Origin of the sequence: Streptomyces sp. HPF1205 (assembly GCF_020400825.1) — a bacterium.
Taxonomy (GTDB): Bacteria; Actinomycetota; Actinomycetes; order Streptomycetales; family Streptomycetaceae; genus Actinacidiphila.
The window spans coordinates 214374-235001 of sequence record NZ_JAINVH010000011.1; the positions used below are offsets into that span (position 1 = coordinate 214374).

At 72.0% G+C, this 20628-nt stretch carries 12 protein-coding genes and 1 tRNA gene; 2 read left to right on the plus strand and 11 right to left on the minus strand.

Going from position 1 to position 20628, the window contains the following annotated elements; all coding sequences use genetic code 11:
• Positions 1 to 50: 50 nt before the first annotated feature.
• On the plus strand, positions 51 to 872 hold the full coding sequence (locus K7G61_RS15550; RefSeq protein ID WP_225847415.1) for a DNA-formamidopyrimidine glycosylase family protein: 822 nt from the start codon (positions 51 to 53) through the stop codon (positions 870 to 872).
• Between the two features lie 654 nt (positions 873 to 1526).
• On the opposite strand, the gene K7G61_RS15555 is transcribed toward K7G61_RS15550, so the two are convergent.
• The 9 genes from K7G61_RS15555 to K7G61_RS15595 form a co-directional block, all read right to left on the minus strand.
• Positions 1527 to 1997 (minus strand): Dps family protein, encoded by a 471-nt coding sequence (locus K7G61_RS15555; protein ID WP_225847416.1) that lies wholly within the window; start codon positions 1995 to 1997, stop codon positions 1527 to 1529.
• A 214-nt stretch (positions 1998 to 2211) separates the two neighbouring features.
• Positions 2212 to 2625 (minus strand): helix-turn-helix domain-containing protein, encoded by a 414-nt coding sequence (locus tag K7G61_RS15560; RefSeq protein WP_225847417.1) that lies wholly within the window; start codon positions 2623 to 2625, stop codon positions 2212 to 2214.
• A gap of 94 nt (positions 2626 to 2719) precedes the next feature.
• Entirely contained in the window at positions 2720 to 3289 is a 570-nt protein-coding gene (locus K7G61_RS15565) for a CinA family protein (protein ID WP_225847418.1), read from the minus strand.
• Positions 3286 to 4185: a CDP-diacylglycerol--glycerol-3-phosphate 3-phosphatidyltransferase gene (pgsA, locus tag K7G61_RS15570; RefSeq protein ID WP_225847419.1), complete on the minus strand. Its 900-nt coding sequence runs from the start codon at positions 4183 to 4185 to the stop codon at positions 3286 to 3288. The genes K7G61_RS15565 and pgsA overlap by 4 nt, the downstream gene beginning before the upstream one ends.
• On the minus strand, positions 4182 to 5822 hold the full coding sequence (gene rimO, locus K7G61_RS15575) for a 30S ribosomal protein S12 methylthiotransferase RimO (protein WP_225847420.1): 1641 nt from the start codon (positions 5820 to 5822) through the stop codon (positions 4182 to 4184). Before rimO ends, pgsA begins: the two co-directional genes overlap by 4 nt.
• A gap of 242 nt (positions 5823 to 6064) precedes the next feature.
• Positions 6065 to 6868, minus strand: coding sequence for a RodZ domain-containing protein (locus K7G61_RS15580; RefSeq protein WP_225847435.1), 804 nt, complete (start codon positions 6866 to 6868; stop codon positions 6065 to 6067).
• Between the two features lie 202 nt (positions 6869 to 7070).
• Positions 7071 to 9806 (minus strand): DNA translocase FtsK, encoded by a 2736-nt coding sequence (locus K7G61_RS15585; protein ID WP_225847421.1) that lies wholly within the window; start codon positions 9804 to 9806, stop codon positions 7071 to 7073.
• A gap of 133 nt (positions 9807 to 9939) precedes the next feature.
• On the minus strand, positions 9940 to 10632 hold the full coding sequence (locus tag K7G61_RS15590) for a response regulator (RefSeq protein ID WP_225847422.1): 693 nt from the start codon (positions 10630 to 10632) through the stop codon (positions 9940 to 9942).
• 279 nt (positions 10633 to 10911) lie between these two features.
• The gene (locus tag K7G61_RS15595; RefSeq protein ID WP_225847423.1) at positions 10912 to 16350 is read right to left on the minus strand and encodes a HAMP domain-containing protein; all 5439 of its coding nucleotides are present in this window, start codon (positions 16348 to 16350) and stop codon (positions 10912 to 10914) included.
• A gap of 551 nt (positions 16351 to 16901) precedes the next feature.
• Between K7G61_RS15595 and K7G61_RS15600 the strand changes: the two genes are divergently transcribed.
• Positions 16902 to 19544 carry a SpoIIE family protein phosphatase gene (locus K7G61_RS15600; RefSeq protein ID WP_225847424.1) on the plus strand — a complete coding sequence of 881 codons (2643 nt, stop codon included), beginning with the start codon at positions 16902 to 16904 and terminating at the stop codon, positions 19542 to 19544.
• Between the two features lie 79 nt (positions 19545 to 19623).
• On the opposite strand, the gene K7G61_RS15605 is transcribed toward K7G61_RS15600, so the two are convergent.
• Positions 19624 to 19696, minus strand: a tRNA-Thr gene (locus K7G61_RS15605).
• 73 nt (positions 19697 to 19769) lie between these two features.
• Positions 19770 to 20495, minus strand: coding sequence for a DegT/DnrJ/EryC1/StrS family aminotransferase (locus K7G61_RS15610; protein ID WP_225847425.1), 726 nt, complete (start codon positions 20493 to 20495; stop codon positions 19770 to 19772).
• Between the last annotated feature and the right edge of the window lie 133 nt (positions 20496 to 20628).

Below are 20628 nucleotides of genomic sequence, written 5' to 3' on the forward strand. Positions count from 1 at the left end.
CCGGCTCCCCTGGTCGCCGGCGGGCGCGCCGTTTGGGTCATCATGGACGGGTGCCCGAAGGAGACACGGTCTGGCTGACCGCTCACCGACTGCACGCGGCGCTGGCCGGCCGGCCCTTGCTGCGGGTGGATCTGCGGGTGCCGAAGCTGGCCACGACCGATCTGGCCGGACGGCGGCTGCTGGAGGTGGTCCCGCGCGGCAAGCACCTGATGGCGCGGCTCGATGGCGAGCTGACTCTCCACTCGCACCTGCGGATGGAGGGCTCGTGGCATCTCTACGCGCCCGGGGAGCGCTGGCGGGGCGGTCCGATGCACCAAGTGCGCGCGGTGCTGGAGACGGCGGACAGGACGGCGGTCGGTTACCGGCTTGGGATGCTCGCCGTGCTGCCGACCGGTGAGGAGGACTCGGTGGTGGGCCATCTGGGACCGGACCTGCTCGGCCCGGACTGGGACGCGGCCAGGGCGCTGGAGCGGCTGGCCGCGGATCCGGATCGGCCGCTCGGGGAGGCGTTGCTCGACCAGCGCAACCTCGCCGGGATCGGCAACGTCTACGTGGCCGAGTTGTGCTTCCTGCGCGGGGTGACGCCATGGACGCCGTACGGACAGGTGGGGGCGCCCGAGAAGCTGGTGGCGCTCGCCAAGCGGCTGCTGGAGGCCAACAAGACCCGGGTCGGGCATGTGACGACCGGGGACACCCGGCGGGGCCGTACGAACTGGGTCTACGGACGGGAGCACCAGCCGTGCCTGCGGTGCGGTACGCCCGTCAGGGCCGGCGAGCACGGGCAGGCGGGGCAGAGCCGGGTGGCGTACTGGTGCCCGCGCTGCCAGCGCGGCCCGGCACCGGGTCCGCCGGGACGGCATGCAGCGGGATGAGCCCCAGGCTCCAGCCCCCGGCCGCGAGGGCGGCCTGCCAGGAGGCGGCGGTCCCAGGCCGCGCGGCGAGCCACAGCGCCCCCGACACCCACAAGGCCCCGCACGCGCCAGAAACGAAGAGTCGGACGGCCGACGGACGGCCTGGGCCGCGGCGCGCGGGCCGCGTACGCCGTCCCCCAAGGTACGGGCTCCACGGACGGCCGCGGGGAGCGGCAGGGCGCCCGGGCCCGACCGATGCGGGCCTCGCGCGGCCCGCATCGCCCACCTGGCCAGCCCCGCCGAACAAGGGCTCCCGCCCGACCGGGTCCTTCGCGCCCGCCCGGTCCACCTGACCCACCTGACCCGCCGGACCGACCGGCCGGACCGGACGGACCGGCTCTCGGCGCGTCGCGCCCGCCCGGCCCCCAGGGCGCGCACGACGCTCGCCACGCCGCCTGCGTATTCGTTCCACCGGATGTGTCCGGAGCACGGGGAGCGCACCCATGGATGGCCGCCTCCTTCGGACCCCGAGATCGCGGCGGGGAACCCCCGTGGGGGTTCCCCGATGGTCAGGGCCCGATCGGACCGATCGGCCCGATCGGGCCCGGACGGACCGAGTGCGGAGGCCGGGCCTCTCACACGTTCTCCGCCCGGACGTTCTCCGCCCGGATCCGCTCAGACGTTCTCCGCCTGGAACATCCAGTGCTCCTTCTCCAGTTCCTGGGTGATGCCGATGAGCAGATCCTGGGTGACGGGGTCGGGCTCGTCGGTGTCCGCGACACGTTCCCGCATTCGGGTGATGACGGCGTGCAGGGCGTTGACCATGATCTCGACGACTTCGGCGTCTCTGATCCAGCCGTCCGTCACCGCGTCGATCCCGCTGGTCTTGGCGACCGTGCCGGCCCGCCCGTCGGGCGTGATGCCCAGCGCGGCGGCGCGTTCGGCGACGTTGTCGGAGGCGGTGCGCGCGGTGGCGACGACCTCGTCCAGTTGCAGGTGAATGGACCGGAAGCGCGGGCCGACGACATTCCAGTGCACCTGCTTGGCGACCAGGGAGAGGTCGACGAGGTCCACCAGCGCGCCCTGGAGTGCGTCTGCGACGATCTTGCGGCTGGGCTCGGGCAGCGGGCTCTTCACGACACTCATGCGGATGTCTCCTACCGGATCGGCGACGTCAGTCCTGATCGACCCCCGTTCGCTTCCTTCGCCTACCCTGCCTCGGCGCCGTACACCTGGCAAAAGCACACAAGCGTGGACATGCGAAAGCGCGGCGGCCTGGGCCGGGAGGTGATCCCGGACCCGGGCCGCCGCGATGGGCCGGCGGAAGGGGCCGAACGTGCTGGTACGCCTCGTGCGCGGCTCAGGCGGCCGCGCCGGCGGCGACGACGTCCACCGCCTCGGCGGACTTCTTCGGGGCCTTGATGGTGATCCGTTCGTCCGGAGCGGACGGCACGGCTGTGACGGACGTGACGGACGTGACCGCGCCCAGCAGGGGCCGCATCGGCGCGGCAGTGGTCTCGGCCGCTGCCGACTGCGAGAGCTCGGCGAGCGACAGATCGTCGCTGACCTCGCGCATCACCTCGGACATCGGGACGTCCAGTGCTTCGCAGATCGCCGACAGCAGTTCGGAGGAAGCCTCCTTCTGCCCTCGCTCGACCTCCGAGAGGTACCCGAGTGAGACCCGGGCGGACGAGGAGACCTCACGCAGGGTGCGGCCCTGGCGCTGGCGCTGCCGACGCAGCACGTCACCAAGCAGGCGACGGAGCAGGATCATCGGTGGCTCCCTCCTCGGACCGCGAAACCGCATCCTTCTCGCCCCACCGTACCGCCTCGGGCACCGGCCGTGCGGGGAGCGAAGACGTGTTCACTCAGGGCTGCAAACATCCCTTCCCCCCGTCTTCTTCCCTATCCTTCGTCCCCGGACTCGTACCGGGACCGTTGTCCGGGCGGGTGCCCGGGTCCGCAACCGTACTCCTCTCAAGGGCTCCGGCGAGCAGTTCCAGCGCGGCGGTCACGGAAGCCGACCGGATCTCGCCGCGGTCCCCGGCCAGCCGCAGCGGCTCCACCCAGGAACCGGCGGGGCCGGCGACAGCCACGAAGACGGTGCCGACCGGCTGCCCGTCCTGCGGATCGGGCCCCGCGACACCCGTGGTGGCCACGCCCCAGTCGGCGCCGAGCCGTTCGCGTACGCCCTCGGCCATCTCACGGGCGACCTGGGCGTCGACCGCGCCCCGCGCGGCCAGCAGCGCGGCGTCCACGCCGAGCAGTCGGTGCTTGAGATCGGTGGCGTACGCGGTCACCGATCCGCGGAAGCTGCGGGAGGCGCCCGGCACCGACGCCAGCTCGGCGGCCACCAGCCCGCCGGTGAGCGATTCGGCCACGGCCAGGGTGTTCCCGCGCTCGGCGAGCATCGTCAGTACGGCGGCAGCGGCCGTCATACGCCCTGCTGCCGCTCTGCCGCCGCCGCGGCCCCGGAAACCGCCTCCGTCACACCCTCGGCCCCGGAGACGGCGTTCTGTCCGTTTTCCGACGGTTGGCCCGGCGCTGCGGCCGCAGCGGCTCCTCCTGCGACCGGCGCGCCCTTCCTCACCCCGGCACCGCCGGGGCCTGTCCGCCCCCGCTCGTCCGCGGACGCCGCCGCCACCGCCGGCTCCCGTTCCGGCTCCTGGGCCCGTCCTCGCTCCCGCGCCCGGCCCGCCGCCCTGCGCCGGATCAGGCCGGCCCGGCGCAGGACGACGGCCTGCCGTACGTAGTCCAGGCCGGTGGCCACCGTGAGGATCACCGCGACCGCCATGATCCAGGCGCGCAAGGAGGCCAGCGGGCCGGTCAGGATGAGGATGTACATGCCCACGCCCACGCCCTGGGTGAGCGTCTTGAGCTTCCCGCCGCGGCTGGCCGGGATCACGCCGAACCGGATCACCCAGAACCGCATCAAGGTGATGCCCAGCTCACGGACCAGGATCACCACCGTCACCCACCACGGCAGGTCGCCCAGGCCGGACAGTCCGATCAGCGCCGCGCCCATGATCGCCTTGTCGGCGATGGGGTCGGCGATCTTGCCGAAGTCCGTGACCAGGCCGTAGCGGCGCGCGAGTTCGCCGTCGAACAGGTCGGTGATCATCGCGACGCCGAAGGCGGCCCAGGCGAAGGAGCGCCAGGCGGGGTCGTGCCCGTCGCCGTGCAGCAGCAGGACGACGAAGCCGGGGACGAGCGCCAGGCGGATCATCGTCAGCAGGTTGGCGACGTTCCACAGCCCGGGTTTGGCGGCCGCGGGAGGGCCGGCGGAACCAGGAGGACCTGCGGGTCCGGCCGGGGCCGCGGGCGCTTCGCTCATCTGCCCACCACCTCCGTGCCGGCAAGGGCACCGTCCGCGCCCCCCGCCGCCCGGGTACCCGGCGCGTCCGGCTCCTGCGTGCCGTCCCGGACGTCGAGGGCGTCGAGCGCATCCAGCGGCTCGGCGACCAGATCCACCCCCCGCGCCGCCGTGACCTTCGCGGTGACGAACGTGCCCGGCCGCCATGCCCGCGGCGTGCCGTCCGGCAGGTCGAGCACCACCTGGCCGTCCGTCTCCGGCGCCTGGTGGTCGGCCCGTCCGGTCACTTCGCCGGTCTCCTCGTCCACCGCCTCGACCAGCACCCGGACCGTCGAGCCGATCCGCTCCTCCGCGCGCTGCGCGGTCAGCTCCTCGGCCAGCCGCGAGACGCGGTCCAGCCGCGCCGCGACCGTGTCCTCGTCCAGCTTGTCGCCGTATGTGGCCGCCTCGGTTCCCTCCTCGTCGGAGTAGCCGAACACGCCGATGGCGTCGAGCCTGGCAGCGCCGAGGAACCGTTCCAGTTCGGCGAGGTCGGCCTCGGTCTCGCCGGGGAAGCCGACGATGAAGTTGGAGCGCACCCCGGCCTCGGGAGCCTTCGCCCGGATCGTGTCGAGCAGGTCGAGGAAGCGGTCGGTGTCCCCGAAGCGCCGCATCGCCCGCAGCACGCGCGGCGAGGAGTGCTGGAAGGACAGGTCGAAATACGGGACGACGCCCGGCGTCGAGGTGAGCACGTCGATGAGGCCGGGGCGCATCTCGGCGGGCTGCAGGTAGCTGACCCGCACCCGCTCGACTCCGTCGACGGCGGCCAGTTCCGGCAGCAGCGTCTCCAGCAGGCGGATGTCGCCGAGGTCCTTGCCGTACGAGGTGTTGTTCTCGCTGACCAGCATCACCTCCTTGACGCCCTGCCCGGCCAGCCAGCGGGTCTCGGCCAGCACGTCGGAGGGGCGGCGGGAGATGAACGAACCGCGGAAGGAGGGGATGGCGCAGAACGAGCAGCGGCGGTCGCAGCCCGAGGCGAGCTTCACCGAGGCCACCGGGCCGGAGTCGAGCCGGCGCCGCAGCGGCGCACGGGGGCCCGAGGGGGGCGCGACGCCGTCGGGCAGGTCGGCCGGAGCGGGGGCGAGGGCGGCCTCGGCCGCGTCCCGTACACCGGAGGACTCGGCGTCCGCGGCCGGGCCGTCGCCCGCCGCCTGCCCGTGCCCCGGCAGCGCCACGGCGGAGCCCTGGCGCCGCGCCGGGCTGATCGGCAGCAGCTTGCGCCGGTCGCGCGGGGTGTGGGGGGCGTGGACACCGCCGGACAGGATGGTCCGCAGCCGGTCGGAGATGTCCGTGTAGTCGTCGAAGCCGAGAACGCCGTCGGCCTCCGGGAGGGCGTCGGCGAGTTCCTTGCCGTACCGCTCGGCCATGCAGCCGACCGCGACGACGGCCTGGGTGCGGCCCTGGCCCTTGAGGTCGCTGGCCTCCAGCAGGGCGTCGACGGAGTCCTTCTTGGCCGCCTCCACGAAGCCGCAGGTGTTCACCACCGCGACGTCGGCGTCGGCCGCGTCCTCGACCAGACGCCAGCCGTCCGCCGCCAGCCGGCCGGCGAGTTCCTCCGAGTCCACTTCATTGCGGGCGCAGCCGAGCGTGACAAGGGCGACGGTACGGGGTTCTGGCATGGGCCAAGCCTACCCGTTGCCCGATCACCGACTCCGGCCCGCGGCAACCGGGCGACCCGCCCGCGACCGGCGGCCGGGCAGTGCCGGTGGGCACCGCCGGTCAGGCGGCGAGCCGGCCGGGCGGCCTGTCGGCCGGCGGACCGGCCGCCCGCTCGAGCCTGCAGCTCGGGCCCCAGCTCAGGTCGCCCGCCCAGGCCCGCAGACCAGGCCCCCAGCTCAGGCGGGCAGCTCGGGCCGGCCGCTCAGCCCTGCGTCGGATCGCCCGGCGTGTACGTCAGCCGCACCACCTGGCCGTCCGAGCCGGCCGCCCCCAGGTCCTTGCCGTTGACGAACAGCTGTACGGCCCCCGCGTTGCCCACGACGAGCTTGATCTTCTTGTCGTCGGTCCAGGTCTTGGACTGGCCCTTCTTCAGGGAGTCCTGGAAGAGCATCTTGCCGTTGGAGTCGGTGGCCTGGATCCAGCTCGTGCCGCCCTCGGCGCTGACCTTCACGGTGACCTTGCCGGGGGGCGCGGCGGCGATCGCGCTGTTCGACGGCTGGGGCTTCGGCACCTCGTTGCCCTGCGGGGTACGGCTGGGCGAGGTGGTGACCGTCGGCGAGGAGGTGGCCGACTTGGCCGTGCTGTTTCCACCGCCGCTGCCGCTGAAGACGGTGAATCCGACGAAGCCGAGGACCACGACGATGGCGGCGATCATGGCGGCCGTCCAGTTCGGGCGGCGCGGCTCCACCGAGCGGATCCGCTCCGCCTCGTACACCTGCGCCACCTTGATCGGCAGCTCCGCGGACTCGTGCTCCGCGGCGTACTGCTCGATCAGGGGCTCGGGGTCGAGGCCGACGGCCCGCGCCAGGCTGCGGATGTGGCCGCGCGCGTAGACGTCGCCGCCGCAGCGGGAGAAGTCGTCCTGCTCGATCGACTGCACTATGGGGACCCGTACCCGGGTGGCGGTGCTGACCTCGTCGACGGTGAGCCCGGAGGCGATACGGGCCTGGGCGAGGGCGCGACCGACCGAAGGCCGGTCTTCGGAGGGCGAGTTGCCGATGGTCACGAGGGCGCCTTTCAAGCGTGCAGCCACCTGCTGGAGTCAAGTCTAGGGGCGGGGCGAAACCGCTGGGCAAGCGGACCGCGGATACGCGTCCGCCATCAGGATGCCGGGAACCCGCCCCTTGAGTTGACGTACGAGCAGCGGAAACGGTTGCCCCGGAATGTGCCCCGCGTCTCATCACATCACACGTCCGGAAGCGGACGTGTCACGCCCCGCCGCGGATCTCGGCCAGTACCCCGTCGAGGTCGTCCGCCTTGATCAGCACATCCCGGGCCTTGGAGCCCTCGCTGGGGCCGACGATGCCGCGCGACTCCATCAGGTCCATCAGCCGGCCCGCCTTGGCGAAGCCGACCCGCAGCTTGCGCTGCAGCATCGACGTGGAGCCGAACTGCGTGGAGACGACCAGCTCCGCCGCCTGGCACAGCAGGTCCAGGTCGTCGCCGATCTCCTCGTCGATCTCCTTCTTGGGTCCGCCGCCGACCACCACGTCGGTCCGGTAGGTGGGGGTGAGCTGGGCCTTGCAGTGCTCGACGACCTTGCCGACCTCCTCCTCGGTGACGAAGGCGCCCTGCATCCGGATCGGCTTGTTCGCGCCCATCGGCAGGAACAGTCCGTCACCTTTTCCGATCAGCTTCTCGGCGCCGGGCTGATCGAGGATGACCCGGCTGTCGGCGAGCGAGGAGGTGGCGAAGGCGAGCCGGGACGGCACGTTGGCCTTGATCAGGCCGGTGACGACGTCGACGCTGGGCCGCTGGGTGGCCAGCACCAGGTGGATGCCGGCGGCCCGGGCGAGCTGGGTGATGCGGACGATGGAGTCCTCCACGTCGCGCGGCGCCACCATCATCAGGTCCGCCAGCTCGTCCACGATGACCAGCAGATACGGGTACGGGGCCAGCTCGCGCTCGCTGCCCTCGGGCGTCTTGGCCCGGCCCGAGCGCACCGCGGCGTTGAAGTCGTCGATGTGCCGGAAGCCGTAGGCGGCGAGGTCGTCGTAGCGCAGGTCCATCTCGCGCACCACCCACTGCAGGGCCTCGGCGGCCCGCTTGGGGTTGGTGATGATCGGGGTGATCAGGTGCGGGATGCCCTCGTACGCCGTCAGCTCGACCCGCTTGGGGTCGACCAGCACCATGCGCACCTCGTCCGGGGTGGCGCGGGCCATCACCGAGGTGATCAGGCAGTTGATGCAGGACGACTTGCCGGAACCGGTCGCGCCGGCCACCAGGACGTGCGGCATCTTGGCGAGATTGGCCATGACGTAGCCGCCTTCGACGTCCTTGCCGAGCGCGACGGTCATGGGGTGGTCCTCGCCGGCCGCGTCGGCCGAGCGCAGCACGTCGCCGAGCTTGACCATCTCCCGGTCGCTGTTGGGGATCTCGATGCCGACCGCGGACTTGCCGGGGATGGGGCTGATGATGCGCACGTCGGGGCTGGCGACGGAGTACGCGATGTTCTTGGCGAGGGCGGTGATCCGCTCGACCTTGACGGCGGCGCCCAGCTCGACCTCGTAGCGGGTGACCGTCGGGCCGCGGGTGAAGCCGGTGACGGTCGCGTCGACCTTGAACTCCTTGAAGACCTGGGTGAGGGCGGCGACCACCGCGTCGTTGGCGGCGCTGCGGCTGCGTCCGGGGCCGCCGCGCTCCAGCAGGTCGAGGGAGGGCAGGGCGTAGGTGATGTCGCCGGCGAGCTGGAGCTGCTCGGCGCGCGGCGGCAGCGGTTCGGCAGCGGCGGGCGCGGCCGGCTTGGTGAGGTCGGGCACGGATTCCGCGTCGGCGCCGCCGTCGGTGTCCTCGGCGCGGGCGGCGGGCACGGGCTTGCGCAGCCGTCCGGTCAGGTCGGGTACCAGCGGCGAGGGCTGCACACCGTGGAGTACGGCGCCGTCGAGCGAGGCGGCGGCCGCGGCGGCCACGTCCACCGGATCCGGGTCGGCCGGTCCGGTGAGCGGTTCCGGGCGTCTGCGGGGCCTGCGGCGCGGCTTCGGCTCGTCCCCCGCGTCGGGGGGGCCGGCCGTCGACGGAGACCGCGTCACCGGGTCGTTGTCCACGTCGTACGGCTCGTCGGACCTGCCGTCCGCCGCCCGGGACTTGGACAGGCGCAGCGGAAGCCGCCGCACGGGCGACTCGTCCTCCCCCGCGCCCTGGCCGTCCTCGTCGAACAGCTCCTCCAGGGGTACGGCCTCCGGGTCCGGCGGCGGCGCGTACAGGCCCAGGCGCGCGCCGGCCTGGCGCAGCCGGTGCGGGATGGTGTTGACCGGGGTGGCGGTCACCACGAGCAGCCCGAAGAGGGTGAAGAGCAGCAGCAGCGGCACGGCGAGGAACGCGCCGACCGTGTACAGCAGCGGCGAGGCCGCCGTCCAGCCGATGAGGCCGCCGGCGTGGCGCATGGCCGTGGCGCCGTCCCCGCGGCTCGGGGAGCCGCAGGCGATGTGGATGAGGCCGAGCATGCCGATGAGGAGCGCCGACAGGCCGATCACGATGCGGCCGTTGGCCTCCTGCTGCTCGGGGTGGCGCATCAGCCGCACCGCGACCGCGCCGAGCATGAAGGGGACCAGCAGGTCCAGTCGGCCGAACGCTCCGGTGACGAGCAGCTGCACCAGGTCCCCGACCGGGCCGCGCAGATCCGACCAGGTGCCGGCCGCGACCACCAGGGTCAGGCCGAGCAGCAGCAGCGCCAGGCCGTCCTTGCGGTGTGCGGGGTCCAGGCCCCGCGCGCCGCGCCCTATGCCGCGGAAGACGGCCCCGATGGTGTGCGCCAGGCCGAGCCACAGGGCGCGGACCATGCGGTACAGGCCGTTGGTGGGCGAAGGAGCCGGTTTCGGGGCGGGCTTGGGCGCCGCCGCGGCCTTCTTGGCGGGCGCCTTCGCCGGTGGCTTCTTCGCGGCGGCCTTCTTGGCGGCAGGCTTCGCCGGTGCTTTGTTGGCGGTGCCGGACGTACGGGAGGCCATGGCGTTGAGGTTACCGCCCTGGGGAGGGGGGACATGCGAGCCTGTGGATACGCCCGTTCGTGTCGCCCCGGACCGATGAGCGGATTGACGCCCGGTCAGCCGCCGGGCGTCCGCCGCTCGTACCGCCCCGTGCTCAGTCCGAGTGCTGCTGCCTGAGCGCTCCGTCGGCGCCGCTCGTGCCCGGCTCCAGCGCGTCCAGCGCCCGCCGCAGACCGGTCAGTTTGCGCTCCAGGTGCGCGGCGGTGGCCACCGCGGCGGCGTCCGCGGACTCGCCGAGCTGCTTGCTGAGCGCCTCGGCCTGCTCCTCCACGGCGGCCAGCCGCGCCGAGAGCTCGGCCAGCAGTCCGCCCGCCGCCTCCTTGGCGCCGTTGGCCCCGCCGGAGGGCGCGCCCTGCTCCAACTGCAGCCGCAGCAGTCCGGCCTGCTCGCGAAGCTGCACGTTCTTCATGTAAAGGTCGACGAAGACCGACACCTTGGCGCGCAGCACCCACGGGTCGAACGGCTTGGAGATGTAGTCGACCGCGCCCGCGGCGTAACCGCGGAAGGTGTGGTGCGGGCCGTGGTTGATCGCCGTCAGGAAGATGATCGGGATGTCCCGGGTCCGCTCCCGCCGCTTGATGTGCGCCGCGGTCTCGAACCCGTCCATGCCCGGCATCTGCACGTCGAGCAGGATCACCGCGAAGTCGTCGGTCAGCAGCGCTTTGAGCGCTTCCTCCCCGGACGATGCCCGTACCAGTGTCTGATCGAGCGCCGAGAGGATCGCCTCCAGCGCGAGCAGATTCTCCGGCCGGTCATCGACCAGGAGGATCTTGGCCTTCTGCACCATGGCCCGCCCTCCTCGCCCCGGCACTGCGCCGGTCGCCGCCCCCGGGTACGACTCCGTCATGCCGCCCGTCCTTGTGCCGGTCATGGTAGCCGCACCCCGCCGTTCGCCACACCCTGTCACCGCCAGGTCACTCAACACATACCGAAAACGCAGGCGGAGACCAGAAGGTTCCCCGCTTACGGGTGTCTCACACCTCGTCAGGCACACGAGTCGGCAAAAGATCGCGATCCTCGCGGTCCCGACCCGCGTGCGCCCGCCGCGGCGGGCGCACGCGCCGTCTCAGCGTGCGTGCATCCACTCTTCCATGAGGGTCAGCAGATGATCGGTGTCGACAGGCTTGGTCACATAATCCGACGCTCCCGATTCGATGGTCTTCTCCCGGTCGCCCTTCATCGCCTTCGCGGTGAGCGCGATGATCGGCAGCCCGGCGAACTGCGGCATCTTCCGGATCGCCGCGGTCGTGGCGTACCCGTCCATCTCCGGCATCATGATGTCCATCAGCACGATGGCGATGTCGTCGTGCTGCTCCAGGACCTCGATGCCCTCGCGGCCGTTCTCCGCGTACAGCACCGTCAGCCCGTGCTGCTCCAGGACGCTGGTCAGCGCGAAGACGTTGCGGATGTCGTCGTCGACGATCAGCACCACCTCGCCCTGGAAACCGCCGGAGAAGCGGGGGTACGCGTCGTCCTGCGACTCGTCCGCCCACGGCTCGGGGGCCTGGCCGTTCTGGGAGCCGTTGGCGGCGCCGTTCGGCGTGTGCAGGGCGCCGTTCGCGGCCGCGTGGGCGGGCCGCGCGGCGGACTGGGCCGAGCGGCGGCGCAGCCGGGCCAGGCTGCTGCCGGGGCTGCGGGTGCGGGACGGCGCGGCCTGCCCGCCCTCCCCCTCCTCGCCGCCGGCCGGCAGTTGCGGCGACGCGGACGGCGGAACGTCGCCCATGCTCATCGGCAGGTACAGGGTGAACGTGGAGCCGCGGCCGGGCTGGCTGTCGGCGTGGATCTCGCCGCCGAGCAGCCGTGCGATCTCGCGGCTGATCGACAGGCCGAGGCCCGTACCGCCGTACTTGCGGCTGGTGGTGCCGTCGGCCTGCTTGAACGCCTCGAAGATCACCCGCATCTTGCCGGCCGCGATGCCGATGCCGGTGTCCGTCACCGAGAACGCGATCAGCGGCTGGTCCGGGCCGCGCAGCGTGCCCGCCTCCAGCAACTGCTCCTTGATCGACTGCGGGACGTCTGGGCCGGCCGGCCGGATCACCAGCTCCACGGAGCCGGAGTCGGTGAACTTCACCGCGTTGGACAGCAGGTTGCGCAGCACCTGCAGCAGCCGCTGCTCGTCGGTGTGCAGGGTCACCGGCAGCTCCGGCGAGACCCGCACCGAGAAGTCCAGGCCCTTCTCGGCCGTCAGCGGCCGGAAGGTGGCCTCCACGTAGTCGACGAGCTGGACCAGGGCGATCCGGGTCGGCGAGACGTCCATCTTGCCGGCCTCGACCTTGGACAGGTCCAGGATGTCGTTGATGAGCTGCAGCAGGTCGGATCCGGCGCCGTGGATGGTCTCGGCGAACTCGACCTGCTTGGGCGACAGGTTGCCGTCGGCATTGTCGGCGAGCAGCTTGGCCAGGATCAGCAGCGAGTTGAGCGGGGTGCGCAGCTCGTGCGACATGTTCGCCAGGAACTCCGACTTGTAGCGCATGGAGACCGCGAGCTGCTCGGCCCGCTCCTCCAGCACCTGCCTGGCCTCCTCGATCTCGGTGTTCTTCACCTCGATGTCGCGGTTCTGCCGGGCCAGCAGCTCGGCCTTCTCCTCCAGTTCGGCGTTGGACGCCTCCAGCGCCCGCTGCCGGTTCTCCAACTCGGCCGACCGCTCCTGCAGTTGCTCGGTCAGCTCCTGGGACTGCTTGAGCAGCCCCTCGGTCTTGGTGTTGACCGAGATGGTGTTGACGCTGATCGCGATGATGTCGGTGATCTGGTTGAGGAAGTCCTTCTGGATCTGGGTGAACGGCTGGAACGCGGCCAGCTCGATCACCCCGAGCACCCGGCCCTCGAACAGCACTGGCAGCACGATGACGTGCGACGGCGGGGCCTCGCCGAGCCCGGAGGTGATCTTCAGGTATCCCGGCGGCGCGTTCTCCACCAGGATCGGCCGCTTCTCCACCGCGGCCTGCCCGATCAGGCCCTCGCCGGGCAGGAACACGGTCGACAACGACCGCCGGGAGAAGCCGTAGCCGCCGATCAGCCGCAGCTCGTACTCCTCGCCCGCCTCACCGGTGTCCTCGGCGAGGAAGAACGCGCCGTGCTGCGCCGAGACCACCGGGGTCAGCTCGCTCATGATCAGCGCGGCCACGTCGCCGAGATCGCGGCGGCCCTGCATGAGGCCGGAGATCCGGGCCAGGTTGCCCTTGAGCCAGTCCTGTTCCTTGTTCGCCAGCGTGGTCTCGCGCAGCCGGACGATCATGGTGTTGATGTAGTCCTGCAGCTCCAGGATCTCGCCCGCCGCGTCCACGTCGATCCGCAGGTTCAGATCCCCGCGGGTCACCGCGGTGGCCACCTGCGCGATGTTGCGGACCTGCGAGGTGAGGTTGTTGGCCATCAGGTTCACGGACTCGGTCAGGTCCTTCCAGATGCCCGACACGTCCGGCACCCGCGCCTGACCGCCCAGCCGGCCCTCGGTGCCCACCTCCCGGGCCACCCGGGTCACCTCGTCACCGAAGGCGGACAGCTGGCCGACCATGGTGTTGATCGTCGTCTTGAGTTCGAGGATCTCGCCGCGCGCGTCCACGTCGATCTTCTTGGACAGGTCGCCGCGCGCCACCGCCGTCGTCACCTGGGCGATCTGCCGCACCTGGCCGGTCAGGTTGGACGCCATGCCGTTCACCGACTCGGTGAGGTCCTTCCACGTGCCGGACACGCCGGGTACGCGGGCCTGCCCGCCGAGGATGCCCTCGGTGCCCACCTCGCGGGCCACGCGGGTGACCTCGTCGCCGAACGCCGACAGCGTGTCCACCATCGTGTTGATGGTGTTCTTCAGCTCCAGGATCTCGCCCCGGGCGTCCACGTCGATCTTCTTCGTCAGGTCGCCGTTGGCGACGGCCGCCGCCACCGAGGAGATCGAACGCACCTGACTGGTCAGGTTGTTGGCCATCAGGTTGACGTTGTCGGTGAGGTCCTTCCAGATGCCCGACGCGTCCCTGACCCGGGCCTGGCCGCCGAGCTGGCCCTCCGTGCCGACCTCGCGGGCCACGCGGGTGACCTCGTCACCGAACGCCGACAGCGTGTCCACCATCTGGTTCACGGTGATGACCAGGGCGAGCACCTCGCCCTTGGCGTCCACCGTGATCTTCTTGGACAGGTCGCCCTGGGCGACCGCGGTGGTGACCTCGGCGATGTTGCGGACCTGGCTGGTCAGGTTGTTCGCCATGAAGTTGACGGACTGGGTGAGGTCCTTCCACGTGCCGGCCACGCCCTTGACCTCGGCCTGGCCGCCCAGGATGCCCTCGGTGCCCACCTCGCGGGCCACCCGCGTCACCTGCTCCGCGAACGACGACAGCTGATCCACCATCGTGTTCAGCGTGTTCTTCAGTTCCAGGATCTCGCCCTTGGCGTCGACGTCGATCTTCTGCGACAGGTCACCGCGCGCGACCGCCGTGGCGACCTGCGCGATGTTGCGGACCTGGGCCGTCAGGTTGCCGGCCATGAAGTTCACCGAGTCCGTCAGGTCGCGCCACACGCCGGCGACCCCCGGCACCTGCGCCTGACCGCCCAGCCTGCCGTCCGTACCCACCTCGCGGGCCACCCGCGTGACCTGCTCGGCGAACGACGAGAGCTGGTCGACCATCGTGTTGATGGTGTTCTTCAGCTCCAGGATCTCGCCCCGGGCGTCCACGTCGATCTTCTGCGACAGGTCGCCGCGCGCGACCGCCGTCGTGACCTGGGCGATCTGCCGGACCTGCGAGGTCAGGTTGCCGGCCATGAAGTTGACGGAGTCGGTCAGGTCCTTCCAGGTGCCGCTGACGCCGTCCACCCGGGCCTGACCGCCCAGCCGCCCCTCGGTGCCCACGTCGGTCGCCATCCGCGTGACCTGCGCGGAGAACGAGCTGAGCTGGTCCACCATCCGGTTCACGGTGTTCTTCAGCTCCAGCATCTCGCCGGAGACGTCCACCGTGACCTTCTGCGACAGATCACCGTTGGCCACCGCCGTCGTGACCTGCGCGATGTTGCGGACCTGACCGGTCAGGTTGCGGAAGGCGGTGTTCACCGAGTCGGTGAGGTCCTTCCACGTGCCCGCCGCTCCCGGCACCTGCGCCTGACCGCCCAGGATGCCTTCGACGCCCACCTCGCGGGCCACCCGCGTCACCTCGGCGCCGAACGCCGAGAGCTGGTCGACCATGGTGTTGACGGTGTTCTTCAGCTCCAGCATCTCGCCGGAGACGTCCACCGTGACCTTCTGTGACAGATCACCGTTGGCCACCGCCGTCGTGACCTGCGCGATGTCCCGCACCTGGGCGGTGAGGTTGCGGAAGGCGGTGTTCACCGAGTCGGTGAGGTCCTTCCACGTGCCCGCCGCCCCCGGCACCTGCGCCTGACCGCCGAGCTGGCCCTCCGCGCCGATCTCGCCCGCGACGCGCGTCACCTCGTCGGCGAAGGTCCGCAGCGTCTCGGTCATGGCGTTGATCGTCTCGGCGAGCTGCGCGACCTCGCCGCGCGCGCCGATGGTGATCTTCTGGGTCAGGTCGCCGTTGGCGACAGCGGTGGTCACCTGTGCGATGTCCCGTACCTGGGCGGTCAGGTTCCCGGCCATCGTGTTGACGGAGTCCGTCAGGTCCTTCCAGACCCCGGCCACGCCCGGCACCTGCGCCTGGCCGCCCAGCTCGCCCTCGGTGCCGACCTCCCGGGCGACGCGGGTGACCTCGGAGGAGAAGGACGCGAGCTGGTCCACCATCGAATTGACGGTGTTCTTCAGCTCCAGCATCTCTCCCGCGACATGCACGGTGACCTTGCGTGACAGGTCGCCCTTGAGCACCGCCTGTGTGACCAGCGCGATGTCCCGCACCTGGGCGGTCAGCCGGTACGCCATGGTGTTCACCGAGTCGGTCAGGTCCTTCCAGGACCCCGACATGCCGCGCACCTTCGCCTGGCCGCCCAGCTTGCCCTCGGTGCCGACCTCGCTGGCCACCCGGGTCACCTCGTCGGTGAACACCGAGAGCTGGTCCACCAGCCCGTTGACCGTGCGGCCCACCTTCAGGAACTCCCCGCGCAGCGGGTGCGCCGACCCGTCGGCGTTCTGCGCCCGCAGGTCCATCCGCTGCTCCAGGTCGCCCTCGGCGACCGCCGACAGCACCCTGCCCACCTCGGACACCGGCCGCACCAGGTCGTCGACCAGCGCGTTGCACGCCTCGACGGCCGCGGCCCAGGCGCCCTCGCAGGCCCCCGTCTCCAGCCGCTCGGTGAGCTTGCCCTCCCGGCCGACCACGCGCCGGACCCGGGCCAGCTCGCCCGTGAGGTGCTGGTTACGGTCGGCGACCTCGTTGAAGACGGCGGCGATCTCCGCCATGACGCCGTCGCCGGCCACCGTCAGCCGCTTGCGGAAGTTCCCGTCCCGCATCGCGGACAGCGCCCCGACGAGCTTCAGGAGCGCGGCCGAATCGACCTCTACGGTCCCGTTGGCGCGGGATCGCCCGTTCTTCGTACGCGTGACCGCGCCCCGCGCCGATGCGCCAGACTCCACCGTGGTCCCTCCTGGAGGGTCGTGCCGACCCGCAGACGTGCAACCGTGTTCCCATGCAACTTTGCTACCGGCCGCCCGGGAAACAAGCCCAGTGTTTCACCATGCCCCCGCCGGGCCATAACAGTTCGGCAGCATCGCGTGGGACCCGGACAGCTTTCGGGGCGGAAACACCCGCAACCGGCGCACATGGCCTCGGTGCGGGTAAGTAACCTGGCATCGGGTTGCCCGCCCCCCGGCGGGCGTACACCTCTGGGGAGCCGCCGGTGAGAATTCAGCAGCGCGGCGGCGGTGCGCCGCCGGACGCCGCTCCCGGGCACGCGGCGGGCCGTCCGCGCGGAACGGACCGGGCGAACCCGGCGGAAAGTCCGGACCGGACGAACCAGGCAGATCAACCATATCAATCAAATCAATCGGATCAATCGGATCAACAAGATCCCTCCGACCGACCGGATCATCCCGACCGGACAGGGCGGACCCATCAGGCGAACCAGCCAGACCAGGCACATCACGCCGGCCGAGCGGGCCGAGCGGAGCGAGCAACGAGGAGACCGGTGATCACGGCGCGGGCAGCGGCCACCTTCGAGCCGGTGGGGCGGTCGGTCGCAGTGGCCCGCGCCTTCGTCCGGGACACCCTTCACGGCTGGGGCTTCGCCGACGTCGTGGACGACGCCGTGGTCCTCACCAGCGAGCTGGTCACCAACGCGGTGATCCACGCCGGCACCGCCGCCGACGTCCAGTGCCTGCGGTACGAGACGGCCGTGCGCGTCGAGGTCGCCGACCACCATCCGGACCGGGAGGTGCCGCTGCAGGGCCGCGGCCGCGCCTTCCGCGACACCGAGAACGAGGGCGGCCGCGGCCTGCAGCTGTGCGCGGCGCTGGCCAGCCGGTGGGGCGTGGAGTACACGGCCGCGGGCAAGCACGTCTGGTTCCAGCTCGACCTGCCGGAACGCCCGGCCGGCACCCGCTCCGCCGGGCCGCTGCTGCCGCCCGCCGAACTGCCGGTCGCCGACGAGCGGGTCCGCGTCGCGGTGGTCCAGGCCGACCGCCAGGGCTTCATCACTCGCTGGAACGACGACGCGGCCGACCTCTTCGGCCACACCGCCGACGACGTCCTCGGCAAGTCCCTCACCGACCTCACGGCCTGGCCGCAGACCCCCGGCACCGGCATCGGCCTGGCCGACGCCCTGCGGCTGTCCCGCTGGGAGGGCACCTACGGCCTGCGCCGCGCCGACGGCCGCGTCGTGCCGGTCTACGGCTCCCACCTGCGGGTGCGCGACAGCGCGGGCGAGCCGTCGACGGTGTGCCTGCTCGTACGCGCCGAGGAGCGGGCGGTCCTGCAGTCGCCGACCCGCGGCCCTGCGGCCTCCGACACCGGCACCGGCCAGCGCGGCAGGAACACCGACGCCTTCGAGGTCTTCATCGGCTCCCCCGCCCCCGACGACCTCGACGGCCTGCTGCAGCGCACGGTCGAGCGCGCCCGCGACATGCTCGACGGCGACGCCGCCTACCTGCTGCTGGCCACCGACGACGAGACCGAACTGGAGGTACGCGCCTCCACCGGCCTGCCCTCGGCCCGGCAGCGGTTCGCCCGCGTCCCCGTCGAGGCCGGCACCGGACGCTACGGCAGCGCCCGCATGCCCGCCGTCCACGAGGACCTGACCGCCGTGCCCGGTGCCGTACCGCTGCTGTCCGGCACCGGGATGCGGTCGGTCGTCACCGTGCCGCTCAAGGTCGAGGGCCGGCTGACCGGATCCATCGGCGTCGCCGCCGAGGCTCCCGGGCGCTACTCCAACCAGGAGGCACTGCGGCTGCAGTTCGCCGCCGACCGGATCGCGCTGGCCGTCGAGAGCGCGCGCCTGACCGAGCTGGAGCGGCTGCGCCGCGGCTCGCTGTCCTTCCTCGTCGAGGCGTCCGACCTGCTGGCCGGCACGCTGGAGCGGGACCAGACGCTGGCCCTGATGGCCCAGATGACCGTACCGACGCTGGCCAGTTGGTGCGCCGTCTACACCATCGCCGAGCAGTCGCAGTCCGAGCCGGAACTGGCCTTCGTCCTCCACGAGGACGAGGACCGCATCGACGGCATCAAGGCGCTGCTGTCCCAGCTGCGTCCGCCCGAGCCCGACCCGACGCCGGGCGCCCGCCCGTGGACCGCGCCGTCGGACGCCGCGCACTCCAGCGCGCTGCGCGCCTCCCTGCGCAGCCTCGGTGTCGGCTCCTCGAGCGGCGCCGGCGGCCGCCCCGCGAGCGCTCCCGGCATCGCCCTGGCCACGGCGGCCGCGGTGGGCGGCGAGACCGTCGTGCTGCCGCTGGTCGCCCGCAACCGCGTGATCGGCATGCTCACCCTGGGCAAGCCCGCCGACGAGCGCTTCCGCCAGGAGATCCTCGAACTGGCCGAGGACCTCTCCCGCCGCGCCGCCCTCGCCCTGGACAACGCCCGCCTCTACAGCGAGCGCACCGCCATCAGCCAGGCCCTCCAGCGCAGCCTGCTGCCGCCCGAGCTGCCCCGCGTCCCGGGCGTGGAGGTGGAGGTCATCTACCGCGCGGCCGGCGAAGGCAACGAGGTCGGCGGCGACTTCTACGACCTCTTCCCGATCCGCGACGGCTGCTGGGGCTTCGCCATCGGCGACGTGTGCGGTACGGGGCCGGAGGCGGCCGCCGTCACCGGCCTGGCAAGGCATGCCCTGCGCCTGCTGGCCCGCGAGGGCTTCGGCGGTCCCGCGGTCCTGGAGCGCCTGAACGCCGCCATCCTCGACGAGGGCGCCCGCAGCCGCTTCCTGACCCTGCTGTACGGCGAGTTGTGGCCGCAGCACGACGGCAGCGCGGTGCTGCGGATGGTCTGCGCCGGCCACCCGCTGCCGCTGCGGCTGCGCCCGGACGGCTCCGTGGAACCGGCCGCCGAGCCCCAGCCCCTGCTCGGCGTCATGGAAGACCTGGAGCTCGTCGAGCAGACCATCACCCTCGACCCGGGCGACGTCCTGCTGTGCGTCACCGACGGCGTCACGGAGCGCCGCGAGGGAACACGCATGCTCGGCGACGACGGCCTGGCCGACGTCCTCGCCACGTGCACGGGCCTGACGGCCGGCGCGGTCGCGGTACGCATCCAGCGCGCCGTGGAACGCTTCGCCTCGGATGCGCCCTCGGACGACATGGCGATCCTGGCGATGCGCGTCCCGAACCTTCAGCCGGGCGCCTGAACCGGGCGGGTCCGCGGCCATGGAAATCCGCGGCCATAGAAAAGGGCCCCCGCCCGACGGCGGGGGCCCTTCCCATCGGAGCCCCAATACGGAATCGAACCGTAGACCTTCTCCTTACCATGGAGACGCTCTACCGACTGAGCTATTGGGGCGCTGCGACGGGACGATCTTAGCCCATGCGCGGGTGTGCGGCGAACCCGTGTCCGGGCGTTGCCTCTTGCGGGTTCAGAGCAGTCCGCCCAGCGCGTTGCAGGCCTCGGCAACGTGCGTCAACTCGCGCTGGGTGAGCCCGGAATGCACGGGGAGCGAGAGGCTGTCGGCCGCCACCTGCTCGGTGTGCGGCAGGTGCGGGGTCCGCTCCGAGCGGTGGGCGGGGAGCCGGTGCACGGGAACCGGCACGCTCACGGTGGCGCGTACGCCCTTCCTGGCCAGTGCCGCCGCGAAGGCGTCCCGGTCCGGTCGTCCGTTGCCCGGAATGCGCACGGCGTACTGGTGGTACAGGTGCCGGACCCCCGGCTCGCTGTACGGCACGATCACGCCGGTCAACGCCGAGTCCAGGAACCGCGCGTGCGCCCGCCGCCGGGCCACTGCCCCCGCGTCCTCGGCCGGCCCGGCCTCCTCCACGACGGCGAGCGCGCACCGATCGGCCAGTTCCCCCAACCGCCGCATGGGCGCCGGGTGCCCGAACACGTTCACGGGTACGATCGCGGCCGTCCGCGACGTGACGACGGCGGCCACCGCGTCCGGGTCGAGACAGAACGTCCGAGGGTCGATGTCGGCGAATACCGGCACCGCTCCGACCAGTCGTGCGGCGTCAGCCGGCGCCCCGGGTCCGAACGACGGCACGATCACTTCGTCCCCGGCACCGATCCCCAGCCCGGCCAGGGCGTCCCGCAGGGCAGCGGCCGTCGTGTCCGAAGCGATCCTGTGCCGCCGGCCGGCAGTCGTCATCTGCTGCACGTCTCCACACCTCCGCCTGTCCCAGGGCGCCCAGCGTCTCGGGATGACGTGAACATGGGGTAACGGACAGCAAAAAAGCCTCAACCCCTGAGACCAAGTCCAGGGGTTGAGGCTTTGTGAAAAT

Coding starts and splice junctions, on each gene's coding strand:
- K7G61_RS15555 (WP_225847416.1), bottom strand. CDS start 1,997: ATGAGTGTCGTGAAGAGCCCGCTGCCCGAGCCCAGCCGCAAGATCGTC.
- K7G61_RS15560 (WP_225847417.1), bottom strand. CDS start 2,625: ATGATCCTGCTCCGTCGCCTGCTTGGTGACGTGCTGCGTCGGCAGCGC.
- K7G61_RS15565 (WP_225847418.1), bottom strand. CDS start 3,289: ATGACGGCCGCTGCCGCCGTACTGACGATGCTCGCCGAGCGCGGGAAC.
- pgsA (WP_225847419.1), bottom strand. CDS start 4,185: ATGAGCGAAGCGCCCGCGGCCCCGGCCGGACCCGCAGGTCCTCCTGGT.
- rimO (WP_225847420.1), bottom strand. CDS start 5,822: ATGCCAGAACCCCGTACCGTCGCCCTTGTCACGCTCGGCTGCGCCCGC.
- K7G61_RS15585 (WP_225847421.1), bottom strand. CDS start 9,806: ATGGCCTCCCGTACGTCCGGCACCGCCAACAAAGCACCGGCGAAGCCT.
- K7G61_RS15590 (WP_225847422.1), bottom strand. CDS start 10,632: ATGGTGCAGAAGGCCAAGATCCTCCTGGTCGATGACCGGCCGGAGAAT.
- K7G61_RS15610 (WP_225847425.1), bottom strand. CDS start 20,495: ATGACGACTGCCGGCCGGCGGCACAGGATCGCTTCGGACACGACGGCC.